Origin of the sequence: Rhodovulum kholense (genome assembly GCF_003053725.1) — a bacterium.
GTDB lineage: Bacteria > Pseudomonadota > Alphaproteobacteria > Rhodobacterales > Rhodobacteraceae > Rhodovulum > Rhodovulum kholense.
Genome location: NZ_QAYC01000009.1, coordinates 149,186 through 168,263 on the forward strand (window position 1 = coordinate 149,186; position 19,078 = coordinate 168,263).

Sequence of the window (19,078 nt, forward strand, 5' to 3'; positions counted from 1 at the left end):
CAGGGACAGCCCTTGAAACCCACGAGGCGCACGGACGCGCCGCGACATGAGGAGAAGGCCGATGAAGGTCCGCAACTCGCTCCGCTCGCTCAAGCAGCGTCATCGCGACTGCCGCGTTGTGCGCCGCAAGGGCCGGGTCTATGTCATCAACAAGACCCAGCGCCGCTACAAGGCCCGTCAGGGCTGAGCGCCGCACAAGGACAAGATCGCATCTGTGATCGAAAAGCGCCCCGAACCCCGGTTCGGGGCGCTTTTCTGTGACGTTGCGGGAGGATTGTCGCTGCAGCGCCGCGTTGCTATCGCGGTGACGACACGCCGGCCTGTCAGACCGGCGACGGATCGAGCGACAGAGAGGCAGGGCATGACCGCACCGAACGGCCATCCGAAACACGACCACCCCTACGAGACCGCCGACCGGGCCGGCCGCGCGATGCTGGCGCGGATGACCTCGGGGTCCTCGCTGAACGCGGCGGCCGCCGCCTGGGCCGACTGGGCCAGCCATCTGGCCCGCGCCCCGGGCCGCCAGATGGAACTGGCCGAACGGGCGATGCGCAACGGTGCCAAGCTGGCGGTCCATGCCACCGGCCTGACGCGGGACGACCCGCCGTTCCGCCCCCGCGCCGAGGATCACCGCTTTTCCCATCCCGGCTGGTCGACCCCGCCCTTCTCGCTCTGGCAGCAGGCGTTCCTGGCCGCGCAGGACTGGTGGGATGCCGCCGCCGAACCGGCGCGCGGCACCGATCCGCATAACAGCGACCGGGTCGCCTTCATGGCGCGGCAGATGCTGGACGTGCTGTCGCCCTCGAACATGCCGCTGACCAACCCCGAGGTCCTGCAGGAAACCGCCCGCACCGGCGGCGGCAACCTGATGCAGGGGATGCGCCACCTGGCCGAGGACATCCGCGTCCAGGCCACCGGCACCCCCGCCGCCGCGGCGGGCGGCTTTGCCGTGGGCCGCGACCTCGCGGTCACCGAGGGCCAGGTCGTCTTCCGCAACGAGCTGTTCGAGCTGATCCAGTACGCCCCCCGCACCGAAAAGGTGCACCCCGAGCCAGTGCTGATCGTGCCCGCCTGGATCATGAAATACTACATCCTCGACCTCAGCCCGGAAAACTCGCTGATCGCCTATCTGGTCGAGCAGGGCTTCACCGTCTTCGCGATGTCCTGGGTGAACCCCTCGGCCGACTATCGCGACGTGTCGCTGGACGATTACCGCCGCGACGGCGTGATGGCGGCACTCGATGCGGTCGGCAAGGTCATGCCCGGGCAGAAGATCCATGCCTGCGGCTATTGCCTCGGCGGCACCATCCTGTCGATCGCCGCCGCCACCATGGCGCGGGACGGCGATGACCGGCTGGGGTCGATCACCCTTCTGGCGGCGCAGACCGATTTCACCGAAGCGGGCGAGCTGATGCTCTTTCTCGACGAAAGCCAGGTGGCCTTCCTCGAGGACATGATGTGGGACCAGGGTTATCTGGCGCAGGAACAGATGGCGGGCGCGTTCCGGGCGCTGAGGGACGAGGATCTGGTCTGGACCCGCGCCGTCAGCCGCTACCTGATGGGCAAGGAAGACGAGGCCTTCGACATCACCGTCTGGAACGCCGACGCGACGCGGATGCCCGCGAAGATGCATTCCGACTATCTGCGCGCACTTTTCCTCGACAACCGGCTGACCTCGGGGCGATTCGCGGTCGAGGGCCAGGTGATCGCCCTGAAGGACATCCGCGCGCCGATGTTCGTGATCGGCACCGAGAAGGACCATATCGCCCCCTGGCATTCGGTCTACAAGGTGGCGCTTTTCACCCAGAACGAGCTGACCTTCGTGCTGACCAAGGGCGGGCATAACGGCGGCATCCTGTCCGAGCCCGGCCACAAGGGCCGCCATTACCGGATCGGCTGCCGGACGCCCGAGACCCGCTATACCGACCCCGACAGCTGGTATGCCCGCCATCCGGCGACCGAGGGGTCCTGGTGGCCGGAATGGGCGCGCTGGCTGGCCGACAAGACCGGCCCGGCCGAGGCCGCTCCGCCCGCCATGGGGGCGCCCGATGCCGGCCTGCCGCCGCTGTGCCCCGCGCCGGGAACCTATGTCTTGATGAAATAGCGGGCGCCGGAAAGGTTGCCCCTCCGGGGCTGGCCCGCCACTCCCGCAACGCAGAACGGCCCGCCATCGGCGGGCCGTTCGCTTTCCTTCCGCTGGCTCTGCCGCGCCCGCGGGCTCAGCGATAGCTGAAGAGATACTCGGCCACCATCCCGGCATTGGGCGGAGTGGCCGCATCGAAGCCGTAGCAGTTGCCGTATTTCGGCCGCAGCGCCTCGGTCGCGCGCCGCGAGATCTCGGCATACCAGGCCGGCAGCATCGCGGTATGCGCGGTCAGCGTGGCCGGATCGACGCCAAATGCCCGGGGCACCTCGCCCATCGCCTTGCCGACCGCCGCGATCAGGTCGTCGATGAAGGTCAGATGGAAGGCGATGTCGTCATGCGAGCCCTCCTTGCCATGGCCGCCAATGGGATAGTCCCAGCCCAGCGCATCGGCTTCGCGCAAGTTGTCCCGCAGATAGGTGAACCGCTCGGACCCGGCGAAGTCCCAGAAGGGCGGCTGGTCGGCGTTCAGCAGGTCGGGGGCATGCAGCACCCGTTCGCCGACCAGAAGCCACCTCGGTATGGGCGGCATGGGCAAAGCCGTGCAGGTCGACGGTCAGCCCCTCGAAAGCAAGGCTGCCCTCGGGCCAGGCGACGATGCGGTCGGGGCGCGGCAGCGTGCTGCCCAGACGCTCCATCTTGTCGGCCGTTTCCTGCGAGGCGACGATCTCGGGCGTCGGCTGCGGGTCCGCCAGCAGGTCGAACAGCGCCGCGATTCCGCCGATATGGTCGGCATGGTCGTGCGAACAGACCACCGCCGTGACCGGCTTGTCGGTGACCTTGCGCCCCGCCTCGAGGACCTTCGGAGCCTGCCCGTCCAGCGGATCGAACTGCAGCACGCCCTAGGCGCCCAAATACCAGGTCGTGCCGTAGAAGCCCGCCCGATACCAGCAGGTGCGGTCGGTCAGCTTCTGCAGGACGTGGGGCGTGGTCATGTTCAGCGTAAAGAGATCGGCGATCTTCTTGCCCCGCGCCAGCGCCTGATCGGCCGAGGCGGCGCGATAGGTCGCATGAACCGTGGACGGGGCCTTGGCCAGCGCGGCCTGGCCGCCGAGGATCGGCGTGATGGCGGTCAGGGAGACGGCAATCGGGCGGTAAATCATGATGTCCTCATCTTTACCGGGCGGCGGCGCCCCGGGTGACGCTGGGTCTCATTGCGGGTTGGGAAGCATTGCCCGAATAATACATTCATTTCTGTCTGCTTTTTCCATACGGCCTCACCATTTCCCTTCGGTACGGAGCGCCCATGAAACTTGACCGTCTTCCCTTCTTTGCCGCCGTGGTCGAGACTGGGTCCTTCACCCGCGCGGCGGACCGGCTGGGGGTCACCAAGGCCGTGGTCAGCGCGCATGTGGCCCGGCTGGAGGAAGAGCTTGGCACCGCGCTGCTGGTGCGCACGACGCGCCGGGTCACGGCAACCGCCGAAGGCCTTCTTCTGCATGAGAAATGCCAGGTCATCCTGCAGGAAGCCTCCGAGGCCGAAGAGGCTCTGCTGCACGCGGCCGACCGGCCCACGGGGCTTTTGCGGATCACCGCGCCGCTCGATTTCGGCCAGTCGGTTCTGGTGCCGCTGGTGGCCGAGTTCCGCCGCCGCTACCCCGATTGCCGGGTCGAGCTGGACCTGACCGACGCGGTGGTCGACCTGCAATCCGGCCGCTGGGACCTGTCGGTGCGGCTGGGCTGGCTGGTCGATTCCAGCCTGAAATCGCGCCGCGTCGGCCGGTTCGGACAGGCTCTGGTGGCGGCCCCGGCCTTTCTGGACGACTTCGGCCCGATCGAGACCCCGGCCGACCTGAAAGGCCTGCCCTTCGTCGCCAACTCGGCGCTGCACGACCCCGGCAGCTGGGATTTCGAGGATGGTTCGGGTCAGGTAGAGCGGGTGCGCTTCGACACCGTCGTCTCGATGTCGACGACCGCGGCCGTGCTGGCGGGCGCGCTTCAAGGCATGGGCTGCGCCGTCCTGCCGGATTTCCTGCTGGAGTCGCCGTTGCGCGACGGCCAGCTGCAGCCGCTGCTCAGCGGATGGAGCCTGCGGGACGGCGGGATCCACATCGTCTATCCGCCGACGCGCTACCGCCAGCCCAAGGTCACGGCCTTCGCCGAGATGCTGATCCGGGCCCAGACCCGCACGACCTGACGGCGCGCCCGTCCCGCACCGCGCGCGACGGATGCCGATGGCACGGCCGCAAGATCATCCGTGGCCCGAAGCTCGCGCTTGCCCGGGACGGGCGGGCTGTCATGCTCCCCGGCATGACGAGGGGCGGCGGCCCGGTCCGGCCACCGCCCCTTGCAGGTCCTGTCCCGGCCTCAGCTGTGGATCGGTCCGTCGCCGCAGGCCAGCGCCGCCTCGCGCACCGCCTCGGAATAGGTCGGGTGGGCATGGCAGGTGCGGGCGATGTCCTCGGCCGCGGCGCCGAATTCCATCGCGACGCAGATTTCGTGGATCAGATCGCCCGCCGACGGCCCGAGGATATGGGCGCCGAGGATGCGGTCGGTTTCGGCATCGACGAGGATCTTGACGAAGCCGTCCGCGGCGAAATTGGCCTTGGCCCGGCCGTTGCCCATGAAGGAGAACTTGCCGACCTTGTAGGCGCGGCCCGCTTCCTTCAGCTGGTCCTCGGTCTGACCGACCGAGGCGACCTCGGGATGGGTGTAGATCACGCCCGGGATCACGCCGTAATTCACGTGGCCCGCCTGCCCTGCCAGGATCTCGGCGACCGCCATGCCCTCGTCCTCGGCCTTGTGGGCCAGCATGGGGCCTTCGATCACGTCGCCGATGGCATAGATCCCGTCAACCGAGGTCTTGTAATGGGCATCGGTCGCGATCTGGCCGCGCTTGGTCAACTGCAAGCCCAGCGCGTCGAGCCCGAGCCCGTCGGTGAAAGGCTTGCGCCCCGTCGCGACCAGCACCACGTCGGCATCAAGCTGATGCTCGCTGTCGTCCTTGCGGAGCTTGTAGGTGACCTTGGCCTTGGTCTTGAGCGCCTCGGCCGACTGCACGGCGGCGCCGGTGATGATGTCGAGCCCCTGGCGCTTGAGCAGCGAGCGGAAGCTGCGGGCGACCTCGCTGTCGATGCCGGGGGAGATCTGGTCGAGATATTCCAGCACCGTGACCTCGGCGCCGAGGCGCGCATAGACCGACCCGAGTTCCAGCCCGATCACGCCCGCGCCGATCACGATCATCTTCTTGGGCACCTTCGGCAGCGCCAGTGCGCCGGTCGAGGTGACGATCGTCTTCTCGTCGATCTCGATGCCCGGCAGGCTCGAGGCCTCGGACCCGCTGGCAATGACGATGTGTTTCGCCTTGTGGGTCTCGTCGCCAACCTGCACGAGCCCCGCCTCGGGGATCGATGCCCAGCCCTTGAGCCAGTCGATCTTGTTCTTCTTGAACAGGAATTCGATGCCCTTGGTGTTCTGGCCGATGACCTCGTCCTTGTAGGACAGCATCTGCGCCCAGTCGACCGAGGGCGCCTTGCCCTTCAGGCCCATCTTCTCGAAATTGTGCTGCGCCTCGTGCAGCTGGTGTGAGGCGTGCAGCAGCGCCTTCGAGGGGATGCAGCCCACGTTCAGGCAGGTGCCGCCAAGGGTTTCTCGGCCCTCGACGCAGGCGGTCTTCAGGCCCAGCTGGGCGCAGCGGATGGCACAGACATAGCCACCCGGGCCGGAGCCGATCACGATCACATCATAGCTTGCCATTCGGGGCCTCCTTTACGGGCGGATGTTGGGATGGCGGCGGGGGCATGGGGGGCTGTCTGCCCCCCTCTTGTCCTGGCGGACAATTCACCCCCCGAGGGTATTTTCGCCAAGAAGAAGATCATATCAGCGCGGCGAGTGTCATCAGGACGGTCGCCGCGAAGCCCGCGGCCCAGATCATCGAGCGGCCCGGCACCCAGCCGCGGATATAGGCGGGCACATAGGCGATGCGGGCGATCAGGTAGATCCAGGCGCAAAGCGCGGTGAACCAGGTCGACTGGTCCGATACGGTGACGAGGACCACCGCCGCGGTGAAGAGGATCAGCCCTTCGAAATGGTTGTTCAGCGCGCGCTGCATCCGTCCGGTCCGCCGCGAGAGCTGCTGGTCGGGGGCCGTGTCGCGGGGGCTGGTGGTGTATTCGGTGCCCAGTTCCATATTGGCAGGGATCGCCATGAGGACGAATTGCACAGCCTGAACGAGGATTGCGAGAGCGAGGGCGGTGAGTTCGGGGGTCATGCGGGCCTCAGAAGATACTGGCGAGGATCATGGCGAAGCAGGAAACGAGCCCGGCCATGAAGATGACGGACCGCCAGGGCACCCAGCCGAAGGCATAGGCGGGCAGGTAGAGCGCGCGGGCGGCGACGAAGATCCAGGCGGCAAGCCCAGTGAGCCAGCCATTGGAGCCGGTGAACTGCACCAGAACCACCGCGATCACGAAGAGGCCCGTATTCTCGACATGGTTGGCGAGCGCCCGGCGCAGGCGGAGGGTATGGGGCGACAGCCGGTCCTCGATCCCGTCGCGGGGGCCGGTATTGCCCTCGCGGCCCACATCGGCCTCGAGCGCACGCTGGGACCAGAGCACGGCGGCAAGGTGGATGAAGGCGGTCGCCGCGAGGGCGGCAAGTTCGGGGGTCAAGTCCTGATCTCCACGTATTCTGCTAAACGCATCCCCTTCCTTATTTCAGTTCCATAGGATTTCGGGAGGTCCGCCAATGCCAAGATCTCCGGCAAGGAATGCCCTTTAAGCTCTTCGGCATATCTGATTCCAAACAAATGAATGGAGAGAACGGCTTCCCCTGGCGCAGCGCTAAGATAGCCCTTCGATAAGATGGATGCGAGTTCATGCACTTGCATGTGATCCTCCATTGGCTTCCCTCCTTGGTCTCCAAGCGCAGACCAAGGAGGGAGATAGGGCTCACAGATCCATCAGCAGCCGTCTCGGATCTTCCAGCGCTTCCTTGACGCGGACGAGGAAGGTCACGGCGCCCTTGCCGTCGACGATGCGGTGATCGTAGCTCAGCGCCAGATACATCATCGGACGGATGACGATCTGGCCGCCCTCGACCATCGGCCGGTCCTGGATCTTGTGCATCCCGAGGATGCCCGATTGCGGCGGGTTCAGGATCGGCGAGGACATCAGCGAGCCGTAGACGCCGCCGTTCGAGATGGTGAAGGTGCCGCCCTGCATCTCGGCCATCGACAGCTTGCCGTCGCGGGCGCGGGTGCCCATCTCGGCGATCCGCTTCTCGATCTCGGCAAAGCTCATCGAATCCGCATTGCGCAGCACCGGAACCACCAGCCCCGAGGGCGTGCCGACGGCAATGCCCATGTGGACGAAGCGCTTGTAGACGATGTCGGTGCCGTCGATCTCGGCATTGACCTCGGGCACCTCGGACAGCGCATGGCAGCAAGCCTTGGTGAAGAAGGACATGAAGCCCAGTTTCACCCCGTGCTTCTTCTCGAAGAGGTCCTTGTATTCCTTCCGGAGCGCCATGACGCCCGACATGTCCACCTCGTTATAGGTGGTCAGCATCGCGGCGCTGTTCTGGGCATCCTTCAGGCGGCGGGCGATGGTCTGGCGCAGCCGGGTCATCTTCACCCGTTCCTCGCGCTCGGCATCCTCGGCCGGAATCGGCGCGCGGGCCGCGTCCGGGATAGCGGCGGGCTTGGGGGCCTCGGGGGCACGGGGCGCAGCGGCGGCCGGTTTCGGGGCCGAGGCGGCCTTCAGCACATCTTCCTTCATGATGCGCCCGTCGCGGCCGGTGCCCGCGACTTCGGCCGCGGTCAGGCCCTTTTCGGCCATCAGCTTCCTGGCCGAGGGGGCGTCCTCGACATCCTTGCCGCCGCCGGTGCCCTGCGCGGGCGCGGGGCTTGCGGCCGGGGCAGAGGCAGCACCTTCGCCCGCCAGCAGGACGGCCAGCTGGCCGCCCGCCTCGACGGTGGTGCCCTCGCCCGCGAGGATGTCCTTCAAAACGCCCGAGGCGGGCGCGGGCACCTCGACCGAAACCTTGTCGGTTTCAAGCTCGCACAGCATCTCGTCGCGCTCGACCGTGTCGCCCGCCTGCTTGAACCAGGTCGAGACGGTGGCCTCGGTCACGCTTTCGCCCAGGGTCGGCACCATCACCGGCACCTCTTCGGTGGTGGCCTCGGCAGCCGGAGCTGCGGCGGGCTCGCCGCCATTCGACTTCGGCGCGGGCGCGGCGGCGCCCTCGGCGATGGTGGCCAGCAGCGCATCGACGCCCACGGTTTCGCCTTCGGCGGCGACGATCTCGGACAGGGTCCCCGCAGCGGGGGCGGGCACCTCGACGGTCACCTTGTCGGTTTCCAGCTCGCAGAGCATCTCGTCGGCATCGACCGCATCGCCGGGCTTCTTGAACCAGGTGGCTACGGTGGCCTCGGTGACGCTTTCCCCGAGCGTCGGAACACGGACTTCTGTGGACATGGCGATTATCCTTCGATGGTCAGCGCGTCGTTCACGAGCGCGGCTTGTTGTGCCTTATGCGTGCTGGCGAGGCCCGTGGCCGGCGAGGCGGCGGCGGGACGGCCCGCATAGCGAGGCCGGCCGTGCTTGGCGTTGATGCGGGTCAGGACCCATTCGAGATTTGGCTCGATGAAGGTCCAGCCGCCCTGGTTCTTGGGCTCTTCCTGACACCAGACGACCTCGGCGTCGCGGAACCGGTCCAGCTCCTTGACGAGGCTGAGCGCCGGGAACGGATAGAACTGTTCGAGCCGCATCAGGTAGACATCGTCGATGCCGCGGGCGTCGCGTTCTTCCAGCAGGTCGTAATAGACCTTGCCCGAACAGATCACCACGCGCCGGATCTGATCGTCGGGCTTGAGCTTTGTTTCAGACATGCGGCCCGCATCGGCATCGTCCCACAGGACCCGGTGAAACGACGATCCGGTGACGAAGTCCTGCGCCTCGGACACCGCCAGCCGGTGCCGCAGCAGCGATTTGGGCGTCATCAGGATCAGCGGCTTGCGGAAGCTGCGATGCAGCTGGCGGCGCAGGATGTGGAAGTAGTTGGCGGGCGTCGAGCAGTTGGCGACGATCCAGTTGTCCTCGGCCGACATCTGCAGGAAACGCTCGAGCCGGGCCGAGCTGTGTTCCGGCCCCTGCCCCTCGAAGCCGTGCGGCAGCAGCACGACGAGGCCCGACATCCGCAGCCATTTGCGTTCGCCCGAGCTGATGAACTGGTCGAACATGATCTGCGCGCCATTGGCGAAATCGCCGAACTGGGCCTCCCACATCACCAGCGCGTTGGGCTCGGCCAGGCTGTAGCCGTATTCGAAGCCCAGCACCGCGTATTCCGAGAGCATCGAGTCGATGACCTCGTATTTCGCCTGCCCCTTGCGGATGTGGTTCAGCGGGTAATAGCGCTCTTCGCTGTTCTGGTCGATCAGCGCGGAGTGGCGCTGGCTGAAGGTGCCGCGGGCACTGTCCTGACCAGCCAGCCGCACCGGATAGCCTTCGGTCAGGAGGCTTCCGAAGGCCATCGCCTCGGCGGTCGCCCAGTCGAAGCCCTTGCCGGTCGCGAACATCTCCTTCTTGGCGTCAAGCAGGCGGCCGACGGTCTTGTGGACCTCGAAGCCCTCGGGGGGCGTGGTCAGGGCCTGGCCCAGTTCCTGCAGGGTTTCCTCGCCGATCGCGGTATCGCCGCGCTGATAGTCGTCGCCGCCGCCGCGCTGGATATGCGACCAGCGCCCGTCGAGCCAGTCGGCCTTGTTGGGCTTGTATTCCTTGGCGGCCTCGAATTCCTCGTTGAGATGAGACTGGAAGGCGGCCTTCATGTCCTCGATCTCGCCTTCGGGGATCAGCCCGTCCTCGACCAGCCGCTCGGTGTAAAGCTGCAGCGTGGTCTTATGCTTCTTGATCTTCTGATACATCAGGGGGTTGGTGAACATCGGTTCATCCCCCTCGTTATGGCCGAAGCGGCGATAGCAGAAGATGTCCAGAACCACGTCCTTGCCGAACTTCTGGCGGAACTCGGTCGCGACCTTGGCGGCATGCACCACCGCCTCGGGGTCGTCGCCGTTGACGTGGAAGATCGGCGCCTCGACCATCAGCGCGATGTCGGTCGGATAGGGCGAGGACCGCGAGAAATGCGGCGCCGTGGTAAAGCCGATCTGGTTGTTCACGACGATATGGATGGTGCCGCCGGTGCGGTGGCCAACGAGCCCCGACAGCCCGAAGCATTCCGCCACGACGCCCTGGCCCGCGAAAGCCGCGTCGCCGTGCAGGAGCACCGACAGGACCTGCTTGCGTTCATGATCGACCATCTGCGCCTGCTTGGCGCGGGTCTTGCCCAGGACGACCGGGTTCACCGCCTCGAGGTGCGAAGGGTTCGCGGTCAGCGACAGGTGCACGGTATTGCCGTCGAATTCGCGGTCCGACGAGGCGCCGAGGTGGTATTTCACGTCGCCCGAGCCGTCGACATCCTCGGGCTTGAAGCTGCCGCCCTGGAATTCGTTGAAGATCGCGCGGTAGGGCTTGCCCATCACGTTGGCCAGCACCGACAGGCGGCCCCGGTGGGGCATGCCGATGGCGATTTCCTTCAGGCCCAGCGCACCGCCCCGCTTGATGATCTGTTCCATCGCCGGGATCAGCGCCTCGCCGCCGTCGAGGCCGAAGCGCTTGGTGCCCATGTATTTCACATGCAGGAACTTCTCGAAGCCCTCGGCCTCGACAAGCTTGTTCAGGATCGCGCGCCGCCCCTCGCGGGTGAACTTGATTTCCTTGCCATAGCCCTCGATCCGCTCCTTCAGCCAGGACGACTGTTCGGGGTCAGAGATATGCATGTATTGCAGCGCGAAGGTGCCGCAATAGGTCCGCTGCACGATGGCGAGGATCTCGCGCATCGAGGCGACCTGCAGGCCCAGCACGTTGTCGATGAAGATCGGCCGCTCCATGTCGGCATCGGTGAAGCCGTAGGACCCCGGGTCGAGCTCGGGATGCGGGGTCGGATTGCGCAGCCCCAGCGGGTCGAGATCGGCGACCAGATGGCCCCGGATCCGGTAGGCCCGGATCAGCATCAGCGCCCGGATCGAGTCGAGCACCGCGCGCTTGACCTCGTCATCGGTGACCTCGACGCCCTTTTCCTTCGCCTTCTCGCGGATCTTTTCCTCGGCGGCCTTGGCTTCGCGGGCGGCGGGCGGGGTCGGCCATTGCCCGTCAAGCGCCGCGGTCAGATCGTCGTTCGGTGCGGGCGGCCAGTCGCGCCGGGCCCAGGACGGCCCCGCCGCCTCGCGCTTGACCGAAACCTCGTCATCGCCCAGTTCCGCAAAGAACCTCTGCCAGGCCTCGTCGACCGCGTTCGGATCGTTGGCATAGCGGGCGTAAAGCTGTTCCACATACTCGGCATTGTGCCCCTGCAGGAAGGACGAGCTGTGAAAGATGTCGTTCGCGCTTTGCTCGGTCATGGAGCTACCTCATGGGGGTTTGGACCGTAGTCGTTGGGGCCGGGCTGGGACGGGCGGGTCAGCCACCAGAGCACCAGAAGCGGCGAGATCATCAGCACCACGACCGACAGGGCGAGCACGACGCCCGCGAGGCCGGTGAACATCTGCGCGACATCGCCCGTGGTGGCGGCGTCGAAGGCACCGATGAAATTCGCAAAACCGGCGATGCCCACCAGCACGATCAGCGGATAAAGCAGATAGAGCCCGCTGCGGCCGCTGTCATGCATGCGTCGCCAGCCTGCCGAAACCGAGGGCACCAGAACGGCAAGCGTGAACAGGGCTGTCAGGGGACCGTCGCTTTCGGCCTCGATGCTGCCCGGTCCGGTGCGGACCTCGCTCGGGAACAGCACCAGGTCAAGCAGCCCGGTGACGATGCTGCCCAGCAGCATGAACAGGACGAACCACCAGTATTCGGGGCGGGACGCCCGCCCCGAAAAGGTGAAGTACTTTCTGAAACAGACCTTTACGGCAGCCGCAAAGCCCATTTTGCCTCCCCTGCGACCGGCCTCAGCCGATCGCCTTCAGCACCGCTTCGCCAAGATGCGCCGGGCTGTCGGCCACGACGATCCCGGCCGACTTCATTGCCTCGATCTTGTCCTCGGCCCCGCCCTTGCCACCGGCGACGATGGCACCGGCATGGCCCATGCGGCGTCCGGGCGGCGCCGTACGACCGGCGATGAAGCCCGCGATGGGTTTCTTGCGGCCCTTCTTGGCCTCGTCCTTGATGAACTGGGCCGCTTCCTCTTCGGCCGAGCCGCCGATCTCGCCGATCATGATGATCGACTGGGTCTCGTCATCGGCGAGGAACCATTCCAGCACATCGATATGCTCGGTGCCCTTGATCGGGTCGCCGCCGATGCCGACGCAGGTCGACTGGCCCAGCCCCACATCGGTGGTCTGCTTGACAGCCTCGTAGGTCAGCGTGCCCGAGCGCGACACGACGCCGACCGATCCGCGCTTGTGGATATGGCCGGGCATGATGCCGATCTTGCAGGCGTCCGGCGTGATGACGCCCGGGCAGTTCGGCCCGATCAGGATCGAATTCGACCCCTGCAGCGCGCGCTTGACGGTCATCATGTCCATCACCGGGATGCCCTCGGTGATGCAGACGATCAGCGGGATCTGGGCGTCGATGGCCTCGAGGATCGAGTCGGCCGCGAAGGGCGGCGGGACGTAGATCACCGATGCGTTGGCGCCGGTCTTGGCCACGGCCTCGTGGCACGAGTTGAAGACGGGCAGGTCCAGATGGCTCTGGCCGCCCTTGCCGGGCGTGACGCCGCCCACCATCTGGGTGCCGTAGGCGATGGCCTGTTCCGAATGGAAGGTGCCCTGGCTGCCGGTGAAGCCCTGGCAGATCACCTTGGTGTTTTCGTCGACGAGAACCGCCATGGATCTTACCCCTTCACCGCTTTGACAATTTTCTGCGCCGCGTCCGACAGATCGTCCGCCGCGATGACGTCGAGGCCCGAGCCGTTGATGATGGCCTTGCCCTTCTCGACATTGGTGCCTTCGAGGCGCACGACCAGCGGCACCTTCAGCCCGACTTCCTTGACCGCGGCGACCACACCCTCGGCGATGACGTCGCAGCGCATGATGCCGCCGAAGATGTTCACCAGGATACCCTTCACGTTCGGGTCCGAGGTGATGATCTTGAAGGCCTCGGTCACCTTCTCCTTGGTGGCGCCGCCGCCCACATCGAGGAAGTTTGCGGGCTCGGCGCCGTACAGCTTGATGATGTCCATGGTCGCCATCGCGAGGCCCGCGCCGTTCACCATGCAGCCGATCTCGCCGTCGAGCGCGATATAGTTCAGGTCGTATTTCGAGGCCTGAAGCTCCTTGGGGTCTTCCTCGGTCTCGTCGCGCAGCGCCAGGATGTCCTCCTGCCGGTAGAGCGCGTTCGAGTCGAAGCTCATCTTGGCGTCGAGGCAGCGAAGGTCGCCCTGGTCGGTCACGATCAGCGGGTTGATTTCCAGAAGCTCGCAATCCTTCTCGGTGAACAGCTTGTAAAGCTGGCCCATCAGCCGGACGCATTGCTTGATCTGGTTGCCGGTCAGCCCCAGCGCAAAGGCGATGCGGCGGCCGTGATAGCCCTGATAGCCGGTCACGGGATCGACCGAGAAACTGAGGATGCGGTCGGGGGTCTTGGCGGCGACCTCCTCGATGTCCATGCCGCCCTCGGTCGAACAGACGAAGGCCACCCGGCTGGTCTGACGGTCCACCAGCAGCGCGAGGTAAAGCTCGCGGTCGATGCCCGCGCCTTCCTCGATATAGACGCGGCCGACCTGCTTGCCCGCGGGACCGGTCTGATGGGTGACGAGAGTGCGGCCCAGCATCTTCTTGGCCTCTTCGGCGGCTTCGCCGACCGATTTGGTCAGGCGCACGCCGCCCTTCTCGCCCGCTTCTTCCTCGATGAAATGGCCCTTGCCGCGGCCGCCTGCGTGGATCTGTGCCTTGACGACCCAGATCGGCCCGTCGATGTCGGCCGCGATGGCCTTCGCTTCTTCGGCCTTGGTGACGACATGCCCTTTCGAGACCGGCGCGCCGTAGCTGCGCAGCAACGCCTTGGCCTGGTATTCGTGGATGTTCATCAAACTGTCCCGTGCTGGTACGATTTACCGCTGTCTAAGCACGGAATGATGGTGCGGCGAAACGCCCTTTTCCCGAAATTTCCGTGATCATCCGATGTTTTTTGCCTTTGTGATCACGCTCGCGAATGGTGTGATCGCAAAGTAGGGCGAAACTCGGGAAGTGTTAAAGCACGGGCGGGGCGGCCCTGCCGGGACCTTGCCGCAACGAGCCCGAAAGGATCGTTTTCTGCGCCAGCCGACGCAAGGCAACCGCGACTCGACACCAAATCGTCACAGATCTTGCCGATAGAGGACGCGCCTCAATTGCCGGAGACGGACCTGTTCGCCATGCGAGTGCCGCCGCCCTCGTTCCTTATCCGCCCCGCAGCCCTTTCGGCGATGCTTGCGCTTGTCCTGCTTTCGGCCGCACTGTCCGAGGGGCGGGCCCGCCGGATCGGCGACCATCTGCAGATTGCCCTGCCCGCGGCCGGACTGGTCTGCGCCGCGACCCGGGGACAGGCGCGCGTCTACGCTGGACGATACCTCTTGCTCGAGGCCGGAATCAAGTTCCCCAAGGCCCTGCTGGGCGATCTGCCGGTCAATCTTCGCCCGAATGGCGGCGGGCATGGCTTCCCCTCCGGGCACACCGCAGCGGCCGCCTTCGGGGCGAGCGCGCTGGTTGCCGGCTGCCTGCGCGACAGCCCCGGGGCGCAGGCGGTCGCCGTCATGTCGGCCGGCTTCGTCGGCGCCTCGCGGATCGACGCCGGGCGTCACACGATCTGGCAGACGCTGGCCGGGGCGGTTCTGGGCTGGCTTGTCGCCACGGTCAAGCTTATCGCCTTCGACCGGGCGGTCGTGGCGATCTGGGCGCGGGCCGGAGCGCGGCTGACCGCGCTGCGCGGACGCGCGCCGGTGCCGGGCCGGCCTTGAACCCGGCCGCGATCCGGCTATGCCTTCTGGCAAACGGAGATCCCCATGACCAATCCCCTGCTGGCGCCGCGCACGGCGCCGTTCGAGCTTCCCGCCTTCGCCGCCGTCTCGGACGCGGATTTCGCCCCGGCCTTCGATCAGGCGCTGAGCGAGGCCCGGGCCGAAATCGCCGCCATCGCTGAGTCCCCCGAGCCGCCCGATTTCGCCAATACCATCGAGGCGCTGGAACAGAGGGGTCAGGCCCTGTCCGACGTGCTGTCGGTCTTCTTCCTGCTGGCCTCGGTCTCGTCGACCCCGAACCGCGAGGCGCTGCAACGCGCCTTTTCTCCGAAACTGGCCGACTTCTCGTCCGACGTGGTGCTGAACCGCGCGCTGTTCGACCGGATCGACGCGGTCTGGCAGGCCCGCGAGACGCTGGATCTGACCGCCGAACAGGCCCGCCTGCTGGAACTGAAGCATCGCGATTTCGTCCGCGCAGGCGCGGCGCTGCCCGAAGAGGGGCGCGGGCGGCTTCGAGAACTGAACACCCGGCTGGCCGAGCTGTCGACCGCCTTCGCCCAGAACCTGCTGGCCGACGAGCGCGACTGGACGATGCCGCTGGCCGAGGCGGATCTGGAGGGCCTGCCCGGTTTCGTCGCCGAGGCCACCCGGGCGGCGGGCGCCGAACGCGGCGCGGACGGCCCGGTCGTGACGCTCTCGCGCTCGGTGATCGTGCCTTTCCTGCAATTCTCGCCCCGGCGCAATCTGCGCAAGGCGGCCTATGAGGCCTGGACCTCGCGCGGCGCGCGGGGCGGCGCCACCGACAACCGCAGCATCGTGGCCGAGACGCTGAAGCTTCGCGCCGAGCGCGCGGCGCTTCTGGGCTATGACAGCTATGCGGCCTATGTGCTGGAAACCGAGATGGCGAAGACCCCCGGCCATGTGCGCGACCTGCTGATGCAGGTCTGGGCCCCGGCCCGGGCGCGCGCCGAGGCCGATGCCGCGATCCTTGAAGAGATGCTGGTCGCCGACGGGCTTGCCGCGCCACTCGAGCCCTGGGACTGGCATTATTACTCCGAGAAACGCCGCCGGGCGCTGCACGATCTCGACGAAGCCGAGCTGAAACCCTACCTGCAGCTCGACCGGATGATCGAGGCGGCCTTCGACTGCGCGCACCGGCTTTTCGGGTTGGATTTCGCGCCGCTCGAGGTCGATCTGCACCACCCCGACGCCCGCGCCTGGGAGGTCACCCGAGACGGCCGCCATATGGGCGTCTTCATCGGCGACTATTTCGCCCGGGCGGGCAAGCGGTCGGGGGCGTGGTGCTCGGCGCTGCGCAGCCAGCAGAAACTGACGGGCGAGATCCGCCCGCATGTGCTGAACGTGTGCAATTTCTCGAAGCCCGCCGAGGGGCGACGCGCGCTGCTGTCCTATGACGATGCGCGGACGCTGTTTCACGAATTCGGCCATGCGCTGCACCAGATACTGTCGGACGTGACCTATGAAAGCCTTTCGGGCACCTCGGTGCCGCGCGATTTCGTGGAACTGCCGAGCCAGCTTTACGAACACTGGCTGGAAGTGCCCGAGGTGCTGGACCGCTTCGCCACCCATGCCGAAACGGGCCAACCGATGCCCGAGGCGATGCGCGACCGGGTGCTGGCGGCGGCAACCTACGACATGGGCTTCCAGACCGTCGAGTTCATCGCCTCGGCGCTGGTCGATCTGGAATTCCACGATGGCCCCGCCCCCGCCGATCCGATGCAGAAACAGGCCGAGGTGCTGGAAGGAATCGGCATGCCGCGCGCGATCCGGATGCGCCATGCGACGCCGCATTTCGCCCATGTCTTCGCGGGCGGCTACGCCTCGGCCTATTATTCCTACATGTGGTCCGAGGTGATGGATGCCGACGCCTTCGCGGCCTTCGAGGAGACCGGCGACGCCTTCGATCCGGCAACGGCCCGGGCGCTGGAAGACAACGTGCTGTCGACCGGCGGCACGGCCGAGCCCGATGCGCTTTACATCGCCTTCCGCGGGCGCCTGCCCGGGGTCGAGGCGCTGCTGAAAGGGCGCGGGCTCGACCTCGAACCGGCCTGACCGCGCCCATGCAGCCCCATGCAGAAGAACGCCCGCCCGGTTTCCCGGGCGGGCGTTTTCCTTAACCTGTGAGGGTAGCGACAGCGCCCCAGGGGGGGCAGGCCGCCGCGCGGTTCTTGTTGCGCGGACGGCGGCGCGCCCGGGCCTTGGCGGGCGGTTTGCCCGCGCCTTTGCTTGCGCCGCGCGGGCCGCCCCGCGACTGCTTCGGCTCCAGCCCTTCCCAGGGCGTGCCCGAGGCAACCGGGATCGCGGTGCCCATCACCTTCTGGATCGCGCGGAGTTCTGACACCTCCTCGGGCGAGCAGAAGGCGATCGCCGCGCCATCGGCCCCGGCCCGCGCGGTGCGGCCGATCCGGTGGACATAGTTGTCGGGCACGTTCGGCAGGTCGAAATTGTAGACGTGGCGCACCTCGGGGATGTCGATGCCCCGCGCCGCCACGTCGGTCGCGACCAGCACCCGCACATCGCCCGCGCGGAACGCCTTGATCGCCCGGTCGCGCTGGCCCTGGCTCTTGTTGCCATGGATCGAGGCGGTCGCGAAGCCCGCCCGTTCCAGCTGTTTCGACAGCCGCTCGGCGCCGTGCTTGGTGCGGCCGAAGACGATGGCACGGTCGTCGCGGTGGCCATCCAGAAGCTCGATCAGACGCCCGGTCTTCTCGGCCTTCTCAAGGAAATGCACCGATTGCAGGATCTTGTCGACGGCGGTGCCGGGGGGCGTCACCTCGACCCGGACCGGATCGGTCAGGTAGCTGGCCGCGATCTCGTCCATCTGCTTGGGCATGGTGGCCGAGAACAGCATGGTCTGGCGCTCTTTCGGCAGCTTGGCGGCGATCCGGCGCAGGGCATGGATGAAGCCCAGATCCAGCATCTGGTCGGCCTCGTCCAGCACCAGGAACCGGGTCTCGGCCAGCACCACGGCGCCCCGGCCCATCAGGTCGATCAGCCGCCCGGGCGTCGCCACCAGCAGATCGGCGCCGCGCGCCATCCGCTTTTCCTGAGCCGACAGCGAGGCGCCGCCGACCACGGTCTCGACGCTGACCGGCGTGCCCGCGACCAGCGGCCGGAGGCTCTCGGCGATCTGCTTGACCAGTTCGCGGGTCGGGGCCAGCACCAGGGCGCGGGCGGTCTTGGGCACGGGCTTGCCGCGGGTTTCTGACAGCGCGGTGAGAAGCGGCAGCCCGAAGGCCGCGGTCTTGCCGGTGCCGGTCTGCGCCAGACCGATCACGTCGCGGCCTTCCAGCGCCGGAGGAATGGCACGGGCCTGAACCGGGGTGGGCTCGGTGATGCCGGCCTCGGCCAGGCGCGTCACGAGCCGCTTGGGCAGGCCCATCTTGTCGAATGTCGTCACAGTGTCCTTTCGGGCGCCCGTCGCGGACGCCTCGTCAAATTGCGTTCGCCGCTGCGAACGGGTGAGCGGGCCCGCGACGCCCCGACCCGACGGGTCGGTTGGCGACGGTCCCAGTACCCCTCGCGTGATGATGGGAACGGATTTGCCCGACACCTTGCGCCGCGGCCCGGTCGGTCCGGGCAGGCGGCCTCTGTTCACGCGACAGAAGGTGCGGATCGGCGACACGTACAGGAACATGACCCTCCGGTCAATCCTGCAACTGCCGTCACTTGAGCTGGCTGTCCTTCGACCCCCGCCGGTTGATCCCGCCGCGGATCACCGGACGCCGGTCGCGGTCGCCCTGACAGGCGACGCACAGCTTGACCCCCGGCAGGGCCTGCCGCCGCGCCTCGGGGATCGGCTCGCCGCACTCGGCGCAGTCCGACAGGCTGTCGCCCACCGGGGCGCGCCTGATCTTCATCCGGTTCAGCTCGTCCTCGATAGAGGCGTCGATCTGGTCGTTCACCGCGCCGTCGCGCGCCCAGCCTCCGGCCATCGTCAGACCTCCCTTGCAGGCCGACAGGATAGGCCAGCCCCCGGCCTCG

The 19,078-nt window shown here is 67.0% G+C and carries 18 protein-coding genes and 1 pseudogene; 5 read left to right on the forward strand and 14 right to left on the reverse strand.

Annotated elements, in window-relative coordinates; all coding sequences use genetic code 11:
• Positions 1–61 precede the first annotated feature (61 nt).
• Positions 62–187 carry a type B 50S ribosomal protein L36 gene (gene ykgO / locus C8N38_RS13125; protein WP_075784404.1) on the forward strand — a complete coding sequence of 42 codons (126 nt, stop codon included), beginning with the start codon at positions 62–64 and terminating at the stop codon, positions 185–187.
• Between the two features lie 174 nt (positions 188–361).
• Complete coding sequence (locus C8N38_RS13130) at positions 362–2,104, forward strand: PHA/PHB synthase family protein (protein WP_108027627.1); 1,743 nt, start codon at positions 362–364, stop codon at positions 2,102–2,104.
• A gap of 115 nt (positions 2,105–2,219) precedes the next feature.
• On the opposite strand, the gene C8N38_RS13135 is transcribed toward C8N38_RS13130, so the two are convergent.
• The 3 genes and pseudogenes from C8N38_RS13135 to C8N38_RS13145 all read right to left on the reverse strand — a co-directional run bounded on the left by C8N38_RS13135 (position 2,220) and on the right by C8N38_RS13145 (position 3,246).
• Positions 2,220–2,675: an MBL fold metallo-hydrolase gene (locus C8N38_RS13135; RefSeq protein WP_245895745.1), complete on the reverse strand. Its 456-nt coding sequence runs from the start codon at positions 2,673–2,675 to the stop codon at positions 2,220–2,222.
• Positions 2,676–2,718: 43 nt separating this feature from the next.
• Positions 2,719–2,982: pseudogene (locus tag C8N38_RS22325) on the reverse strand (MBL fold metallo-hydrolase); the annotation flags it as partial.
• Positions 2,983–2,985: 3 nt separating this feature from the next.
• Positions 2,986–3,246 (reverse strand): hypothetical protein, encoded by a 261-nt coding sequence (locus C8N38_RS13145; RefSeq protein WP_108027630.1) that lies wholly within the window; start codon positions 3,244–3,246, stop codon positions 2,986–2,988.
• Positions 3,247–3,389: 143 nt separating this feature from the next.
• Between C8N38_RS13145 and C8N38_RS13150 the strand changes: the two genes are divergently transcribed.
• The gene (locus C8N38_RS13150; protein WP_108027631.1) at positions 3,390–4,280 is read left to right on the forward strand and encodes a LysR family transcriptional regulator; all 891 of its coding nucleotides are present in this window, start codon (positions 3,390–3,392) and stop codon (positions 4,278–4,280) included.
• Between the two features lie 170 nt (positions 4,281–4,450).
• Here C8N38_RS13150 and lpdA read toward each other — a convergent pair whose 3' ends face one another.
• The 9 genes from lpdA to sucC form a co-directional block, all read right to left on the reverse strand.
• Positions 4,451–5,839 (reverse strand): dihydrolipoyl dehydrogenase, encoded by a 1,389-nt coding sequence (gene lpdA / locus C8N38_RS13155; protein WP_108027632.1) that lies wholly within the window; start codon positions 5,837–5,839, stop codon positions 4,451–4,453.
• Between the two features lie 118 nt (positions 5,840–5,957).
• Entirely contained in the window at positions 5,958–6,353 is a 396-nt protein-coding gene (locus C8N38_RS13160) for an MAPEG family protein (protein ID WP_108027633.1), read from the reverse strand.
• 7 nt (positions 6,354–6,360) lie between these two features.
• Entirely contained in the window at positions 6,361–6,753 is a 393-nt protein-coding gene (locus tag C8N38_RS13165; protein WP_108027634.1) for an MAPEG family protein, read from the reverse strand.
• The gene (locus tag C8N38_RS13170; protein ID WP_108027635.1) at positions 6,750–6,983 is read right to left on the reverse strand and encodes an HTH-like domain-containing protein; all 234 of its coding nucleotides are present in this window, start codon (positions 6,981–6,983) and stop codon (positions 6,750–6,752) included. Before C8N38_RS13170 ends, C8N38_RS13165 begins: the two co-directional genes overlap by 4 nt.
• 49 nt (positions 6,984–7,032) lie before the next feature.
• Positions 7,033–8,559, reverse strand: a complete 1,527-nt coding sequence (gene odhB, locus C8N38_RS13175; RefSeq protein WP_108027636.1) for a 2-oxoglutarate dehydrogenase complex dihydrolipoyllysine-residue succinyltransferase — start codon at positions 8,557–8,559, stop codon at positions 7,033–7,035.
• A 5-nt stretch (positions 8,560–8,564) separates the two neighbouring features.
• Positions 8,565–11,537: a 2-oxoglutarate dehydrogenase E1 component gene (locus C8N38_RS13180; RefSeq protein WP_108027637.1), complete on the reverse strand. Its 2,973-nt coding sequence runs from the start codon at positions 11,535–11,537 to the stop codon at positions 8,565–8,567.
• Positions 11,534–12,061 (reverse strand): DUF805 domain-containing protein, encoded by a 528-nt coding sequence (locus C8N38_RS13185; RefSeq protein ID WP_108027638.1) that lies wholly within the window; start codon positions 12,059–12,061, stop codon positions 11,534–11,536. The genes C8N38_RS13180 and C8N38_RS13185 overlap by 4 nt, the downstream gene beginning before the upstream one ends.
• A 22-nt stretch (positions 12,062–12,083) precedes the next feature.
• Positions 12,084–12,965 carry a succinate--CoA ligase subunit alpha gene (sucD, locus tag C8N38_RS13190; RefSeq protein WP_108027639.1) on the reverse strand — a complete coding sequence of 294 codons (882 nt, stop codon included), beginning with the start codon at positions 12,963–12,965 and terminating at the stop codon, positions 12,084–12,086.
• 5 nt (positions 12,966–12,970) lie between these two features.
• The gene (gene sucC, locus C8N38_RS13195; protein WP_108027640.1) at positions 12,971–14,164 is read right to left on the reverse strand and encodes an ADP-forming succinate--CoA ligase subunit beta; all 1,194 of its coding nucleotides are present in this window, start codon (positions 14,162–14,164) and stop codon (positions 12,971–12,973) included.
• Between the two features lie 327 nt (positions 14,165–14,491).
• Here sucC and C8N38_RS13200 point away from each other — a divergent pair, with 327 nt between their 5' ends.
• Positions 14,492–15,073 (forward strand): phosphatase PAP2 family protein, encoded by a 582-nt coding sequence (locus C8N38_RS13200; protein ID WP_146176277.1) that lies wholly within the window; start codon positions 14,492–14,494, stop codon positions 15,071–15,073.
• A 45-nt stretch (positions 15,074–15,118) separates the two neighbouring features.
• A complete protein-coding gene (locus C8N38_RS13205; protein ID WP_108027642.1) occupies positions 15,119–17,146 on the forward strand; it encodes a M3 family metallopeptidase in 2,028 nt (675 codons plus the stop codon).
• A 61-nt stretch (positions 17,147–17,207) separates the two neighbouring features.
• Here the strand turns inward: C8N38_RS13205 and C8N38_RS13210 are convergent, their stop codons facing one another.
• Positions 17,208–18,494, reverse strand: a complete 1,287-nt coding sequence (locus tag C8N38_RS13210) for a DEAD/DEAH box helicase (RefSeq protein WP_425440045.1) — start codon at positions 18,492–18,494, stop codon at positions 17,208–17,210.
• 265 nt (positions 18,495–18,759) lie between these two features.
• Entirely contained in the window at positions 18,760–19,029 is a 270-nt protein-coding gene (locus C8N38_RS13215; RefSeq protein ID WP_108027644.1) for a DksA/TraR family C4-type zinc finger protein, read from the reverse strand.
• Between the last annotated feature and the right edge of the window lie 49 nt (positions 19,030–19,078).

Excerpts from the sequence above, each read along its gene's own strand:
- C8N38_RS13205 (WP_108027642.1), top strand. The coding sequence starts at position 15,119 with ATGACCAATCCCCTGCTGGCGCCGCGCACGGCGCCGTTCGAGCTTCCC.
- lpdA (WP_108027632.1), bottom strand. The coding sequence starts at position 5,839 with ATGGCAAGCTATGATGTGATCGTGATCGGCTCCGGCCCGGGTGGCTAT.
- C8N38_RS13215 (WP_108027644.1), bottom strand. The coding sequence starts at position 19,029 with ATGGCCGGAGGCTGGGCGCGCGACGGCGCGGTGAACGACCAGATCGAC.
- C8N38_RS13135 (WP_245895745.1), bottom strand. The coding sequence starts at position 2,675 with ATGCCGCCCATACCGAGGTGGCTTCTGGTCGGCGAACGGGTGCTGCAT.
- ykgO (WP_075784404.1), top strand. The coding sequence starts at position 62 with ATGAAGGTCCGCAACTCGCTCCGCTCGCTCAAGCAGCGTCATCGCGAC.
- C8N38_RS13185 (WP_108027638.1), bottom strand. The coding sequence starts at position 12,061 with ATGGGCTTTGCGGCTGCCGTAAAGGTCTGTTTCAGAAAGTACTTCACC.
- C8N38_RS13170 (WP_108027635.1), bottom strand. The coding sequence starts at position 6,983 with ATGGAGGATCACATGCAAGTGCATGAACTCGCATCCATCTTATCGAAG.
- C8N38_RS13150 (WP_108027631.1), top strand. The coding sequence starts at position 3,390 with ATGAAACTTGACCGTCTTCCCTTCTTTGCCGCCGTGGTCGAGACTGGG.
- sucC (WP_108027640.1), bottom strand. The coding sequence starts at position 14,164 with ATGAACATCCACGAATACCAGGCCAAGGCGTTGCTGCGCAGCTACGGC.
- C8N38_RS13130 (WP_108027627.1), top strand. The coding sequence starts at position 362 with ATGACCGCACCGAACGGCCATCCGAAACACGACCACCCCTACGAGACC.
- C8N38_RS13160 (WP_108027633.1), bottom strand. The coding sequence starts at position 6,353 with ATGACCCCCGAACTCACCGCCCTCGCTCTCGCAATCCTCGTTCAGGCT.
- odhB (WP_108027636.1), bottom strand. The coding sequence starts at position 8,559 with ATGTCCACAGAAGTCCGTGTTCCGACGCTCGGGGAAAGCGTCACCGAG.
- sucD (WP_108027639.1), bottom strand. The coding sequence starts at position 12,965 with ATGGCGGTTCTCGTCGACGAAAACACCAAGGTGATCTGCCAGGGCTTC.
- C8N38_RS13200 (WP_146176277.1), top strand. The coding sequence starts at position 14,492 with ATGCGAGTGCCGCCGCCCTCGTTCCTTATCCGCCCCGCAGCCCTTTCG.
- C8N38_RS13180 (WP_108027637.1), bottom strand. The coding sequence starts at position 11,537 with ATGACCGAGCAAAGCGCGAACGACATCTTTCACAGCTCGTCCTTCCTG.
- C8N38_RS13145 (WP_108027630.1), bottom strand. The coding sequence starts at position 3,246 with ATGATTTACCGCCCGATTGCCGTCTCCCTGACCGCCATCACGCCGATC.